The 14,164-nt window shown below is 47.0% G+C and carries 10 protein-coding genes; 8 read left to right on the top strand and 2 right to left on the bottom strand.

What is annotated here, in order from left to right; translation table 11 throughout:
- Positions 1–223 precede the first annotated feature (223 nt).
- Positions 224–355, bottom strand: coding sequence for a hypothetical protein (locus tag QUB24_RS31780; protein ID WP_333157535.1), 132 nt, complete (start codon positions 353–355; stop codon positions 224–226).
- 484 nt (positions 356–839) lie between these two features.
- Here QUB24_RS31780 and QUB24_RS31775 point away from each other — a divergent pair, with 484 nt between their 5' ends.
- The 6 genes from QUB24_RS31775 to QUB24_RS31750 all read left to right on the top strand — a co-directional run bounded on the left by QUB24_RS31775 (position 840) and on the right by QUB24_RS31750 (position 8,495).
- A complete protein-coding gene (locus QUB24_RS31775) occupies positions 840–1,121 on the top strand; it encodes a 4a-hydroxytetrahydrobiopterin dehydratase (protein ID WP_333157534.1) in 282 nt (93 codons plus the stop codon).
- Positions 1,122–1,262: 141 nt separating this feature from the next.
- Entirely contained in the window at positions 1,263–2,912 is a 1,650-nt protein-coding gene (locus QUB24_RS31770; RefSeq protein WP_333157533.1) for an HD domain-containing phosphohydrolase, read from the top strand.
- A gap of 292 nt (positions 2,913–3,204) precedes the next feature.
- Positions 3,205–5,403 carry an iron uptake porin gene (locus QUB24_RS31765; protein ID WP_333157532.1) on the top strand — a complete coding sequence of 733 codons (2,199 nt, stop codon included), beginning with the start codon at positions 3,205–3,207 and terminating at the stop codon, positions 5,401–5,403.
- 393 nt (positions 5,404–5,796) lie between these two features.
- Positions 5,797–6,237 carry an Rrf2 family transcriptional regulator gene (locus QUB24_RS31760; RefSeq protein ID WP_242716025.1) on the top strand — a complete coding sequence of 147 codons (441 nt, stop codon included), beginning with the start codon at positions 5,797–5,799 and terminating at the stop codon, positions 6,235–6,237.
- A gap of 56 nt (positions 6,238–6,293) precedes the next feature.
- Positions 6,294–7,256: a cysteine synthase A gene (gene cysK, locus QUB24_RS31755; protein WP_333085589.1), complete on the top strand. Its 963-nt coding sequence runs from the start codon at positions 6,294–6,296 to the stop codon at positions 7,254–7,256.
- 558 nt (positions 7,257–7,814) lie between these two features.
- Positions 7,815–8,495 (top strand): J domain-containing protein, encoded by a 681-nt coding sequence (locus QUB24_RS31750; RefSeq protein WP_333157531.1) that lies wholly within the window; start codon positions 7,815–7,817, stop codon positions 8,493–8,495.
- A 300-nt stretch (positions 8,496–8,795) separates the two neighbouring features.
- Here QUB24_RS31750 and QUB24_RS31745 read toward each other — a convergent pair whose 3' ends face one another.
- Positions 8,796–10,295: a cyclic nucleotide-binding domain-containing protein gene (locus QUB24_RS31745; RefSeq protein WP_333157530.1), complete on the bottom strand. Its 1,500-nt coding sequence runs from the start codon at positions 10,293–10,295 to the stop codon at positions 8,796–8,798.
- Positions 10,296–10,732: 437 nt separating this feature from the next.
- Here QUB24_RS31745 and QUB24_RS31740 point away from each other — a divergent pair, with 437 nt between their 5' ends.
- Positions 10,733–11,605, top strand: a complete 873-nt coding sequence (locus QUB24_RS31740) for a 6-carboxytetrahydropterin synthase (protein ID WP_333157529.1) — start codon at positions 10,733–10,735, stop codon at positions 11,603–11,605.
- A gap of 225 nt (positions 11,606–11,830) precedes the next feature.
- Positions 11,831–14,026 carry a tetratricopeptide repeat protein gene (locus QUB24_RS31735; RefSeq protein WP_333157528.1) on the top strand — a complete coding sequence of 732 codons (2,196 nt, stop codon included), beginning with the start codon at positions 11,831–11,833 and terminating at the stop codon, positions 14,024–14,026.
- The last annotated feature ends 138 nt before the right edge of the window (positions 14,027–14,164 follow it).

Here is a 14,164-nt window from a genome sequence, read left to right as displayed (position 1 = left end):
GGATGGCTCCGACAGACCAACCCCACGAAAACTTCATCTTCCCTGAAGAAGTTCTGCCTCGCGGTAACGCACTTTAATCAGCGCGAAATATCCAAATTTCCAGCATTTTAAAAGGGTAAGATAAAGCAGTTTAGGCTTTACCCTTAATGCTTAAAAAGCTCCTGCCGATCTATCGGCGGGAGCTTTTTGTTTCATCTAAACCGATCGCACATTTAAACCCGCTTTACACCCGATCGTCCCACAGCCCAGCTCTTGAATCCAAGATCTGCAATCCGCTGGCTGTAGAGATTGATCGAAAACCTTGCAGCAGCAATTTGCCTTCATCTTGCAAAAATCTTACTTTGTATCCCCCCATTTCAGATTCCTTGTGTTATTCTAGTAAATGTGCATACCGGAATGACACTCAGAACGCAGGTTCTTCTGGTAATGCTGCCAATCGGTAGCACACAAATCCTCATACTTAATCTCAGATTAGGATGAGGTGCGTTCAAATATAAACCATTTAGTAAAACCTGGAGGTGATGCCCATGATAGAAAGTAGTAAACGCATGGGTCATCAGATTGGAAACTACCGGCTGTGCGCCGGGGCCGCTCACTAGCAGTCAGCCGTCGTCTCCAACGGGAAACGACTTCCACGGGGAACCAGGCTGAGCTAGGGATTCTCCCGGCAGTCAGGTTCTAATCTGAAGACCCGCTAGACCGCTCTCACCTCAAATAGTGTTAAATCTTGAGTATTAAAACTTGAGGCTCAACACTATTGGTGAGAGCGGATAGTTTTTGGTCAAGGTTTCTACACGTGGGCAGTTAATCTGCCATTGCTAATCCCAAAGAACAAAATTATGGCTGACCTACTTAACAATACTGAAATTCAAGAGCGCGCCAGTCAATTGTCAGGCTGGACAATTGAAGGCAAACAACTGCGTTGTACGCGTTTATTTAAAGATTTTATCGAAGCGATCGCCTTTGTGAATAAGTTGGTCGCCCCCTCAGAAGCCGCAGCACATCACCCAGATATAGAAATTTCCTACAACAAAGTTACACTTAACTTGACAACTCACGATGCCGGAGGCTTAACTGAGAAAGACTTTGCGCTAGCCCAAGAGATTTCTACGCTAGATTAAAAGAGTGTCGGCTGGCCCAATAAGAGTCCCCGCTAGAGAAAAGCTCGCAAATAAAAAATCGACTTGGGGTTAGAATCGGGTGCTAAAAAGTCGAGAGGCCAAACGTTCAATGTATAAAAGGCTATTCCCCATCATCCGACCATGATCGTATTTGAAAAGCCAGAGTTCAAGAACGAGTCTGCTGCCGAAAAAACCCATCTGATAGAAAAGCTTTTAGATATTGGCGCGGCTCTGTCGAGCGCCCAAGATTTGGGCGACTTGTTAAACTTAATTTTATCCAAAAGTAGAGAAATTACCTACAGCGATGCTGGCAGTGTTTACTTAGTAGATCACAGCGACGAAAAATCTAAGCTGCTGTTCAAGGTAGCCCAAAACGCTTCTAAACCCAGCCTGTCGTTTAAAGAGTTTGCCCTGCCACTGACAGACAAAAGCTTGGCGGGATACGTGGCAATTACCGGTCAAAGTTTGAACCTGTCTGATGCCTACGACTTACCCCCGGGCGTACCCTATCGGCTAGATACCAGTTTTGACAGGGATATTGATTACCGCACTTGCTCGGTAATGGTACTGCCGATGCAAAACCGACAGGGAGAGACAATAGGTGTACTGCAACTGATCAACCGCAAAACAAAGGCAGATACGGTGCTGACAGCAGACAATGCCTGGGAATCGACGCAGCAGTATTCGGAGTGGGAAGAAAGGATAGTTCGATCGCTCGCTTCTCAAGCAGCAATCTCGATCGAGCGCAATCAACTGCAAGACAGCATAGAAAATTTGTTCGAGGGCTTCGTCAAAGCCTCGGTGCAAGTCATAGAAGCCAGAGACCCCTGTACCTACGGCCATTCAGAACGAGTAGCAGCCCTCACAGTACGCCTTTCAGAAGAAGTAAACACCGTCACCAGCGGAGGACTGCGCTCTATTTACTTTAATAACCGCCAAATTCAAGAACTTCGCTACGCCGCCCTGCTGCACGATTTTGGCAAAATTGGAGTGCCCGAAGCAGTTTTGACCAAACAGAAAAAGCTCTACCCCGCACAGCTAGAAATCATTCGCCACCGCTTTGGCTTAGCTCAGCGGACGATGGAAATGGAATGCGTCCAGTCTAAATATAAATACTTGCTGGAGCATTCAGCCTACCGAAAACACCCGCTCCAGGAGCCAGAGTGCGCTCAATGCCAGGAAATCGAACAGCTAGACACTCTTCTAGCAGAGGCGAAAACCAGATTAGCAGAATACTGGGAAGTGCTGCTAGAGGCAAACGAGCCTCACATTTTGGCAGCAGAACCCCTAGCTCAACTGCGAGAGATTGCTCGACAAACTTACAGAGATATAGATGGGGCAAAGAAACCCCTGCTCAACCCAGACGAGATCTTGCAATTGATGGTGTCGAGGGGCAACCTGACGCCGGAAGAACGATCGGCAATAGAATTTCACGTAACTCACACTTACGAGTTTCTGAAACAAATTCCTTGGACAAAGGATTTAAAAAATGTTCCAGACATTGCCTACGGACATCACGAAAAACTCGATGGCACAGGCTATCCGCGAGGTTTAAACAAGTCAGAAATTCCAATTCAAGCGCAATTGATGACGATCGCAGATATTTACGACGCCCTGACAGCAGGCGATCGCCCCTACAAGCGAGCTCTGCGAACAGAGGCAGCGATGAAAATTTTGCGGCAAGAAGCAGCTCACAATAAAATAAACGCGGATTTGTTAGAACTGTTCGATCACCGCCAAGTCTTTAGCGTTCTCGGACACAGCTTGGATGTTAAAGTCGAATCAGCCTAGACGAGTCGGGCGTGCTGTGCTAAAAAGTAAATAGGCGATCGGGCGCTATCTAGTGTCAGCAGTCAAATCAATCCACAGCCCAAGCCGGGTCTGGTTTTGACGCCTTTGAGTACAGGTTAAAAAACAGGCTCTCTGCAGCCGTCAGTCACATCTATATACTCGGTCAGCCCGAAAGAATCAAAAGAAAAAGTGAATTTTAGGTCTTTTTTTAGAGTATGCTAGTTGAGCAACGACTGACCACATAGAAGACTAGAAAAGTTTCTCTGTAATCGGTGTGAGGATGAGAGTGAATATGTCGAAATTTTTGTGGAGTTACTTACTAATCAGCCCAGCAGTCTTAGGAGCTACCCTAGTAGTTTCTTCGAGCGCGATGGCAGCAGACGCTCAGCAGGCTGCTGATGCGCTCAATCCCGCTGTCGCCAAAGCTGAAACCGCTGAAACCTCCGAAGCGAAACTAAATGCTTTAGCTGCTGTTTCTGAAACAACTGCTGCCTCCGAGCCAGTAGAAGAAATTTCCCAAGTCGCTGGCAGCGAAACCCACCCAGCGATTGAAGATTCGGCCACGACTGCAACTGAAAGTGCGATCGTTGGAGCCAACACAGCCCCTGCTGAGGCAGATCCCCAAGCGGCATCACAACCTACAAGTGAATCTTTAGCCGCAGTTGAGCCAGCAGTCGCTCAACCAGTAGAAAATTCTGCCCCGGCAGCCCAACTAGAAATTCCAGCCCCGGCAGCTACCGCTCTCCCAGAGCAAATCGGTGCAGTTCAATTAGAAACTCCAGCCCCGGCAGTGGCCGAGTCGGCAGAACAAAGTTTGCCAAAACCGGCTGAATCTTTAGCCCAAACTGCCGCACCACAAGAGCAAAACCCAGCCGCCACATTAGAACAGCTCAACCAGTACACCACCGAAGGTACTGTCGGCAGCGAAACTGAAGGTCAAGTCACCTCTGTTTCCCAACTTTCCGACGTGCGGCCCACAGACTGGGCCTTCCAAGCACTGCAATCCCTAGTCGAGCGCTACGGCTGTATTGCCGGTTATCCCGACGGCACATTCCGCGGCAACCGGGCAATGACCCGCTACGAATTCGCAGCCGGTTTAAATGCTTGCTTAGACAAGGTAAGCGAGCTAATTAGAGGTGGCACTGGCAACTTCGCTACGAGAGATGACTTGGCAGCCCTCCAACGGCTCCAAGAAGAATTTGCAGCGGAACTGGCAACCCTGCGCGGTCGTGTCGATGCTTTGGAAGCTCGGACAGCCGAACTCGAAGCCAACCAATTCTCCACCACTACCAAGCTGACTGGGGAAGCAATTTTTGCCCTCAGCGATGACTTTGGTGGCAACGTTGGCTTGTTTGGCACAGACGAAAGAAGAATTGGCAGCGACAATAACGAAACCGTCTTCCAACAACGGGTGCGTCTGAATTTAAACACTAGCTTCACCGGCAGAGACTTGCTCCTGACCAGGCTTCAAGTCGGCAACGGTCGCAACTTCAACCTTGGGGCTACCAGCGAAGGCACTCAAACTTGGAATTTTGTCGGCAGAACCGACAACGTTGTGGCCCTCGATACCTTGCTGTACAAGTTCCCCGTCGGTCAGCGACTGAACGTTAGCCTGATAGCCAACGCTGGCGTTTGGGACGACATTATGCCCACTGTAAACCCTTATTTTGAAGACTTTGACGGCGGCAACGGGTCATTGAGCACCTTTGGACAGCGGAACCCGATTTATCGTTTGGGCGGTGGCGCAGGTATCGGCTTTGACTATGCCTTCGGTGGCAGGGGCTTGCTGGGCGGCGTGTTCGGCCCGACTTCTCTGTCCTTCGGTTATTTGGCGTCAAATGCAGCCAGTCCGGCTAGGGGTGCAGGCTTGACGAACGGCGACTACGCGGCGATGGGTCAGTTGACTTTTACCCCCGGACGCAACTTGCAAGTTGCATTCAACTACAACCACGGTTACTTTAGCAGAGGTAACTTTGGGTTTGACAATGGTTTATCGAATGGGCCAGGCAGTCTCGGCGGTTTCACAGGTACCGGCGTAGCTAATTCTCTCAACGGTTTGAGCGAAGGCTTTGATGGCTTCAATGCTCGCAAAGTTGTCAGCAACTCCTACGGTGCTCAGGCTTCGTTACGACTGAGCCCGAGATTTATCCTTGGTGGCTGGGCTGGTTTAACCAATGCCCGCATTCTCGGCATCGGCGATGCGAGAATCTGGAACTACGCTGTCACCTTGGCTTTGCCTGATTTAGGGAAAGAAGGCAACTTGCTAGGGTTCGTGGTAGGTCGTGAGCCTTACTTGGATAAACTTGAAGCTTCGAGGAGTTTGCGGAGCTTCCGCAACGATGATTCCTATCACGTTGAAGGTTTCTACAAGTTTCAGCTCTCGGACAACATTTCTGTTACTCCGGGCGTGATTTGGGTGACAAATCCTAATCAAGATGACCGTAATGATGACATCATCATTGGTACTCTGAGAACTACTTTCACTTTCTAAGAGCGGGTTAGAAGAGGCAGGGAGGTTATACCCTCTCTGCTGGCCACTCTAAAGGCCAAGTTTAGCCCTGCCTAGCGCAGGGCTTTTTTGTTTGCGGGACGAAGGGTGCGCCAAGAATATATTAAAAATTAAAAATTATCAGTCATAAAGGCAGACAACCCGTTTCTGGAGGTAAGGCTGTGGTGGAAGCGGAGGGAGTCGAAACGAGAAACTGGGTTTGTTGGGTTCAGATTGCCGATCGTTCCAACGATCAAGTGATGAAAGTCGCTCAAGTTCAGTGGAAAACCGGGGTATAATAAAGGGTAAAGTTAGGAGTTAGAATTTGGAACTCAACATTGATGAGAATTTTAACATCTGACTTAGGAGTTGATAATTCTGATATTTGAAGCAATTATGGTAGAACTCTCCTGTAAAAGCGAATACGCAATCTTAGCTTTGCTGGAGCTTGCCGATTGCTACGAAGAAGGCGAGCCTCTGCAAATTCGCCAGATAGCGGCTCAGCAAAATATTCCCGATCGATATTTAGAACAGTTGCTGGCTACCATGAGACGCTGCGGGCTGATTCGCAGCCAGCGAGGAGCTAAGGGAGGTTATATCTTGGCCAGGGAACCCTGGAAAATTACACTGCTAGAAATTATCAACTGCCTCGAAGGCTCAGAGTTCGATCGCTCTGAAAAAGACTCGCCTGCTCAAACTGTAGAAAGTGCGGTGATTTGGGAAGTTTGGCAAGAAGCTCGATCGATTGCCAACTCGGTGTTGCAAAAATACACGCTACAGGATTTGTGCGAAAAGCGCAATGGCAGACGGCAGCTCGATATCATGTATTACATCTAGTTAGTATTGCCAACTAGGAATTAAGATTTACTTTCAACCACAAACTGACAAAGATTATGCGTATTGCTGGCGACATTACAGAATTGGTAGGGCGGACGCCTCTGGTGCAACTCAACCGCATTCCCCAAGCCGAAGGCTGCTTGGCTCGGATTGTGGTAAAACTCGAAGGCATGAATCCGGCAGCATCGGTGAAAGACCGCATCGGTGTCAATATGGTCAATCAAGCAGAGGCCGAAGGGCTGATTAGTCCAGGCAAAACGGTTTTAGTGGAACCGACTTCTGGCAATACCGGAATTGCTCTGGCAATGGTGGCAGCGGCTAAGGGCTACCAGTTGATTTTGACCATGCCGGATACGATGAGCACAGAACGCCGATCGATGCTGCGAGCTTACGGGGCCCAACTAGAACTGACTCCCGGAATTGAGGGCATGAGTGGCTGCATCCGCCGCGCTCAAGAGATTGTGGACAAAACTCCCAATGCCTATATGTTGCAGCAGTTTCGGAATCCAGCAAACCCCCAGGTTCACCGTTCGACAACGGCTGAGGAAATTTGGGAAGATACAGACGGCGAGGTGGATTTCCTGATTTCTGGAGTCGGCACTGGCGGTACGATTACGGGTGTCGCAGAGGTGATTAAGTCGCGGAAACCCGAGTTTAAGGCGATCGCCGTTGAGCCGGCCAATAGTCAGATACTGTCGGGCGGAAAGCCTGGGCCTCACAAAATTCAAGGTATCGGTGCTGGTTTTGTACCACCGGTGCTGAATGTGGATTCGATCGACGAAATTATAGTTGTTACCGATGACGAGGCGATCGCCTATGGCCGTCGCTTGGCCAGAGAAGAAGGACTTTTGTCCGGTATTTCCAGCGGTGCGGCACTATGTGCCGCGGTGAAAGTCGGCAAGCGTCCCGAAAATGCAGGGAAATTGATTGTGATGATTCAGCCTAGCTTCGGCGAACGCTATCTGAGCACTCCCTTATTCCAAGATCCAGAACTCAATTTGGCGATGGCCCTCAACTAGGCTAGCCTCCGGCCCAAGTCGCAGAAATAGAGAGCAGGGCGTAGACTGTACGCTCTGCTTGGCTTTTTAGTAGATTAAAGAATGGCGATAGATTGTAGCTTTCTCGAACGCGATCGATATCGTTTCCGGTTGCATCGGAATGATTTAACCGCAGAGGGCGCTCCAGAACGCAGAGGGAGAGAATACAGAGAGGAATAATTCCGATGCTACCGGATTTGATATGATGCCGAATTTCTGAAGGAGCTTTTTTTTGAACTAACCGCTTTCGGCGTGTTAGCGAAGCGGGCGCTGAGCGCTTTTGTGGCGAAGGAAGAGCAAAGAAAAGAAGGGCTAACTGTTGGCGGGAGCAGCGCTATAGGAGTCCTCAATCTCGATCGGCTTACCACTTCCAAAGCCTCAATGTTTTTCTAAAATAGATTTATGATAAGTTGAAAACTGAGTTTTTTTACTGACAATTTTTGACATTTATATCAGATAAATACTTAAAAACTTAGCAAAAAATGATATTTTTGTCAAGCACTTTTTCACATATTATCCAGATTTCAAGGAAATAACAGCGTGTCTTCCGTTATCAATCACTACAAAACCCTAAAGATTAGCCCAACCGCAACACAAGCCGAGATTAAACAAGCATACCGCCGTTTAGTCAAATTATTTCATCCAGACAGCCGCAGCGACACAGCGGGTCACGAAGAGATTGTCCGCCTCAATGCAGCCTATGAAATATTAGGAGACCCCCAGCACAGACAATCTTACGATCGCCAATTTTCCGAGCAAACCGAACAGCAATCACCAGCCGCACCAAACGTCAGCCGCCAGCAAACACAAACAGCAAGGGACGCGGATGAACTAATGGAACAGTGGCTGATTAAAGTATACAAACCCGTCAATAGAATGCTCAACAGTATCTTGAAGCCGCTTAAAAAAGAAATAGACGAATTGTCCGCAGATCCATTTGATGACGAACTGATAGAAAAGTTTCAACTTTATATCGAAACCAGCCGCGAGTTCCTCAAAAAAGCTCATAACTTTCTTACATCAATGCCCAATCCATCTAATGTAGCCGGAGTTGCCGCTCATCTCTACTACTCTATCAATCAAGTCGGAGACGGCATAGAAGAATTGTATTTATTTACCCTCAATTATGACGATCGGCACTTGCACACCGGTCAAGAACTGTTTAGAATTGCCGCTAGACTGCGGCGGGAAGCACAGGATGAATTAAAAATTAAAAGTTAGTTAGTCAAGGAGAGGGGGAGAGGCAGGGCGGTTTCATTCTTGGTAGGGGCCGTGCCAAGAGTGCCGGCCCTTTTGGCCTGAAACCCCCATTCGATGGTTGGTGGCGGGGGTAGGCACTCTTAGCACTAGCCCTACAAAAACCTCGTTTTTGGTGAGAATGAAACAGCCCTGGGGGGAGAGGGGGAGAGGGGAGAGTGGGAGAGTGGGAGAATTGCCCAATGCCCAATGCCCAATGCCCTCAGCATTCATCCGTTAAATCCGTTAAATCCCGTACACTGCGCGTTGCCGAAGTTCCTTCTTTCAAATTCCAAAAAGAACTTGAATGCGCTTGCGAATTTTAATAAAAGGAGTTTGTTCCAGAGATTCGCCATCTAACAATCCCAAATTTCTCAAAGCTTGCTGGCGTTCCGACAATTTTTGAGCAATCTGATCAGCTAAATTAGGTTGTTCTCTTAAAAGTTTTTGTAAATCGTGACGTTCCACCACAAACAAAATTGCATCTTCGCTAGTTTTAACAGTCGCCGTTCTCGGAGTACCCAACAGCAAAGATATTTCCCCAAAAAACTCGCCCTCATGAAGCGTAGCAATATACTGACCCGCTTTTTGAGAAAGAACTTCTACAGTACCCGAAAGAATAATATAAAAAGAATCGCCAGGGTCATTTTCTTTACATACCACCTGTCCCGCTGGAAACAGTTGTCGGTAGCCATATTCAATTAACTGCCGCAGTTCTAAATCCGTACACTGTTCAAAATAAGTTACTCGCCGCAACAAATCTCGCAGCGTCCAATTATTAGGGGATTTAGGTACTGAACTTTTAGGTTCAGAAAGGGTGGAATTAGATTTTAAATCTGCTGAATGTTTGGTATTCTGCAGAAAAAAATTGCCGTTGGAATTATCGTCTTTGTTTTTGTAAAAAAGTTGAGTTAACTCTTGGGGATTTCGCAGCCACAAATCCCGCTGAGGAAAGGGGATTTCGATATTTCTGTGGCGCAATTCGTAATCTATTAAAAAATAGACCGCGCTTTTAATAGCATCGCTTTCCTGCGGCTGATCAATCCAAACTAAAAGTTCAAAATTTAAAGCGTTATCTCCAAAACCGCAAAACCATACTTTAGGAGAAGGGTGGGACAAGACATTTGATTCCATCCGGGCCGCAATTAGCAGCGCTTCCGTAACTATTACTGGGTCAGAGCCGTAAGCAACGCCGACGGGGATGTGGAGGCGACATCGGGGGTCTCTGTAACTCCAGTTAATAATGTTAGTTTCGACAAACTTAATATTTGGTATAATTACAAAGAGTCCGTCAATTGTTTTAATAATTGTAGAACGGATCGAAATTGTTTCTACTGTTCCTAATAAATTGTCTATTTCAATAAAGTCTCCTACTCTAATTTGGTGTTCAAATAGCAGGGTGAGACCGCTGATAAAGTTGCTGGCTAGATTTTGCAATCCGAAGCCGAAACCAATGCCGACAACGCCCGCTAAAACGGTGAGAGAACTGAGGTTGATGCCGGCACCTTGCAGGACGAATATACAGCCAAGCGTTGCTAAAATATAGCTAATGATGGTGGAAATTGCTTCTCGACTACCGCGATCCAATCCCATCCGAACTAGCAGGCTGCGCTTGATTCCTTCACTGATAATCTTAGCTATAATCAAGGCAAATATAGCTAAAACTATCAGTTTGACGATCGCACTGAGGGACAGATGAGTGTCCCCGATATAGAAGAGGGGGGTTGTCATCGCACCCGACCAATTTTCAAAAAAGCGATCGGCTCGTGCAGTAATCCAATTCATTAATATTTGGTAATGGGTAATGGGTGATTAGTTTTGATCGCAACTGAACCGCAAATTGTTAACTATTGCAGAGCTTAGGCGAAAAACTCGAACTGTGGAGTGTCCTGTGTGGCAAAAAAGGTCAATTCCCTACCGCAACGGGCCCGCTTCGCGAACGGGATAGATCCGCTTCAGGCACTTTCTCAAATGCTCGTAACTGATGAGTTAGCAACTGATGGCGAGAAACTGTTTTGTAGCGGTATTTTCTGCCGGATATCTGTGTTGTGGCGTAAAATGGGCCCTGGAGCTCGAACAGCGACTTGTTGCCAATATCTGGAAAATTGGTAGAAATTCATTGACAGCACCCTCAAATTATTGAAAAATTGCAGCAAAAATTAGTTTATCCTTAAGAAGCGAGTCCTTTACAGAACTTAACAAGCTTACCCTACTTGACTTTTATGCAGTGCATCATCAATCGTCGGGCACAGTTTTCGGCGAGTCACCGGTACTGGCTGCCGGAGTTGAGCGAAGCCGAGAACTTTGAGCGGTTTGGCCCAACTGCCCGCGCACCGGGACACGGACACAATTACGTCCTTTACGTTTCCATGATAGGAGAACTCGACGAGTACGGCATGGTGCTCAACTTGTCTGATGTCAAACACGTCATCAAGCGGGAAGTTACCAAGGATCTCGATTTTTCCTTTCTCAACGAAGCGTGGCCGGAATTTGAGCAGACTCTGCCAACTACCGAAAACATAGCACGGCAAATTTGGCGGAGGCTAGCCCCTCATTTACCTCTGAGCAAAATTCAATTGTTTGAACATCCCGAACTTTGGGCTGAATATTTAGGAAACGGAATGGAAGCTTATCTAACTTTGTCCACTCATTTTAGCGCCGCCCATCGGTTGGCTCGTCCCGATTTGAGCTTTGAAGAAAACTCGGAAATTTACGGCAAATGTGCTCGTCCCAACGGTCACGGTCACAATTATCATTTAGAGGTGACTGTTAAAGGGGAAATTGATGCGCGGACTGGCATGATTGCTGATTTGGGAGCTTTGCAAAAAGCTATTGACGATTATGTTGTTGAACCGTTCGATCACACTTTTTTAAATAAGGATATTGCTTATTTTGAGAACGTTGTGCCGACTGCAGAGAATATTGCAGTTCGGATCGGGCAATTGTTGCGATCGCCCGTTCGGGAATTGGGCGCCCAGTTGCACAAAATTAAGCTGATTGAAAGTCCGAATAATAGCTGTGAAATTTTCGGTGCTGATTTAGAGGAAGTGGCGGCACAAAGTCAGCAGCCGGAAGCGATTTTAGCTAAGGTTTAGATTTAAAAATCGCATCGTTTGGGGCGGGTTCACCCGGATCTTTGGCTAATTGTGCAGATTGGTGAAGCCCGCCTTACCAGCCTAATGATGATTCCGAGAGTTTTTCAACCGGATTAGGCGCGAGAATATATTTTTGGACAAAAGTTCCACAGCCAGAATTATTGGCACTTTTCCTGAAAAGTCAGGCTGCGCGCGTATTTTGGAGATAGTAAGTCAGCATTCCTCATGTCAGCTATTCTAACTGCTGAGAGTATGAGGTCGATCGCCCGATCGCTGACAACCAAGCACCAATTTCTCCTAAATGTAAATGAGTTGACGTTTATGCGCGTCTCTAATCTAGCTCTCTTGACTCTGGCTGCCCTCGCATCCCACAATTTAACTGCTAATACTAGCGCCAATCCTGCTGCACATCCTATTTCTCCTGAGACACCGCAGGCTAGCAACTTTGTTGATGCCGTAAATAATACTGAATCGCGTCCGGCTGAGTCAATTAGCGAGCCTGAGACGATCGCCTACGAACAATTTTCCCCAAATACTACCGTATCCCGTCGGGCTGAGTCAATTAGCGAGCCTGAGACGATCGCCTACGAACAATTTTCCCCGCGAATTGCTGTAAAATCGCCGACAGGTTTGCTGGTAGCGGCCGCTCAACCCGATGTATCTGCTACTGCAAAAACCAAGGCGAATACTCCTGCTGCATCCGGCGATGAACTAACAAAATCTTTACAAGAAACCTGGCTAGCTAAATTAATCGAAACCGGGGCTGAAAGCAATCCTCAAGTTCGCGAGGTTTTCGCTTTTATCTCCCCGTCTAGTGGCAATTCTGAATCTGAATCTGGATATGGTTTTAATACTACCATAACTCTGCTCAATATTTTACTAATTCTTGGTACTGTATTTCCACCGGTGACAATTGCATTTTTTTGGATGATGCGACGGCTGATCATCAAACAGTTGGTTGCTGATGCCAATAAACGATTGCAGGGCATTGGTGTATTGGAATCAGAACTCATAAATTCTAGCCAATTGAATCAAAAGTTGAGGGATGAATTAGCAGCGCAAATGGGTGCAGCTAAACAATCCATTGATTTTTTAACGAGAGAAACTGAACTTTCCAAATCTTCCGTGGAGCAAATTGAGACTCTCAAATCTCAATTTATTATGCACCTGCAAGTTTTGCTGAGAGAAGTTGACGATAAAAAATCTCAAATTGTTCAAGAAATTGCCCAAGTTCCCGCAGTTGTTGCCAAAGAAGCTCTCAAAATCGCACCTCAACCGGCTTTAAACAATTCCCAAAATTCGCAAACGGCACCTGCTAACGACGAAAAATTGATTGCTGACGATTATATCAAGCAAGCCGAAGGGCTTTATTTTCAAGGCAATTATGATGAAGCATTAGTCTGTTTGGAAAAAGCTGTTTTAGCGAATAAATTTTTGCATGAGGCTTGGTATTGGCGCGGAAATGTGTTAATAAAATTGCAGCGCCCGGAAGAAGCACTCGCCTGTTACGACCAATCAATATCTATTAAACCGGATAACTACGAAGCATGGTATAATAAAGCGCATTTGCTAGCAAAATTGCAGAAGTACGAAGAGGCGATCGCCTGTTACGAGCGAGCAAGTTCTAGCGAATCCAGAAAATACGCTTGTTGGCACAGTATAGCGGCTTTGTTGGGTCAATTGCAGCATTACGAAGAAGCGATCGCCAGTTATGATCGCGCCCTCGCTATCAAAGCAACCGATAGCGAAATTTGGCACAACCGAGGCGCGATGCTGGGTAAAATAGAGCAGTACGCAGCAGCAGTCGAATCTTACGATCGCGCTCTGGCTTTCAATCCTAACAGATACGAAACTTGGTACAATCGAGGCAATATGCTGTGGAGACTCCTCCGCTACAGCGATGCTATTGATTCTTACGATCGGGCGATCGGCATCCGGCCCGATAAATACGAAGTTTGGTACAATAGAGCGGCTGTGCTCGGAAAATTGCAGCGATATCAAGAATCGATCGAATCCTACGACAAAGCAATAGCCCTTAAACCGCAGGATTTTGAAGTGTGGCACAACCGAGGCGTAGCTTTCGAGAAACTGTCGCAGCACGAAGCAGCAATTGCCTCTTACGACTCCGCAATTACCCTTAATTCCGAGTGTTACGAAGCTTGGTTTGCCAAAGGGGAATCTTTAGCAAAATTGCAGCGCAATGAAGAAGCGATCGCAGCTTATGAGAAAGCGATTGCTATTAAGCCCGACTCCTACGATGCTTGGCACCACTTGGGCACAGCTTTGTCAGAATTAAAGCGTTATGAGGAAGCAATGGCAGCTTACGATCGAGCTATTGCCATCAAACCCGAAAATGCCGAAGCTTGGCGCGATCGAGGCGCAATTGTATCAGAATTAAAACAGGATACACACGGAAATTAATCCGGGGAAAAAGAGACTGAAGTTAAGCCGAATTCCGTTGTTCAAAATTCATAGGTATTAGGTTAGGAATGAGAATTAAATAACTTCCACAAGTTTGTGGGATGGGCGTCCCGCCCGTCCAAAAAGGACGGGCGGGAC

Origin of the sequence: Microcoleus sp. B9-D4 (genome assembly GCF_036705105.1) — a bacterium.
Lineage (GTDB): Bacteria > Cyanobacteriota > Cyanobacteriia > Cyanobacteriales > Microcoleaceae > Microcoleus.
This window is presented reverse-complemented; position numbering and strand designations above follow the sequence as displayed.

Excerpts from the sequence above, each read along its gene's own strand:
- QUB24_RS31780 (WP_333157535.1), bottom strand. The coding sequence starts at position 355 with ATGGGGGGATACAAAGTAAGATTTTTGCAAGATGAAGGCAAATTGCTG.
- QUB24_RS31775 (WP_333157534.1), top strand. The coding sequence starts at position 840 with ATGGCTGACCTACTTAACAATACTGAAATTCAAGAGCGCGCCAGTCAA.
- QUB24_RS31770 (WP_333157533.1), top strand. The coding sequence starts at position 1,263 with ATGATCGTATTTGAAAAGCCAGAGTTCAAGAACGAGTCTGCTGCCGAA.
- QUB24_RS31765 (WP_333157532.1), top strand. The coding sequence starts at position 3,205 with ATGTCGAAATTTTTGTGGAGTTACTTACTAATCAGCCCAGCAGTCTTA.
- QUB24_RS31760 (WP_242716025.1), top strand. The coding sequence starts at position 5,797 with ATGGTAGAACTCTCCTGTAAAAGCGAATACGCAATCTTAGCTTTGCTG.
- cysK (WP_333085589.1), top strand. The coding sequence starts at position 6,294 with ATGCGTATTGCTGGCGACATTACAGAATTGGTAGGGCGGACGCCTCTG.
- QUB24_RS31745 (WP_333157530.1), bottom strand. The coding sequence starts at position 10,295 with ATGAATTGGATTACTGCACGAGCCGATCGCTTTTTTGAAAATTGGTCG.
- QUB24_RS31740 (WP_333157529.1), top strand. The coding sequence starts at position 10,733 with ATGCAGTGCATCATCAATCGTCGGGCACAGTTTTCGGCGAGTCACCGG.
- QUB24_RS31735 (WP_333157528.1), top strand. The coding sequence starts at position 11,831 with ATGTCAGCTATTCTAACTGCTGAGAGTATGAGGTCGATCGCCCGATCG.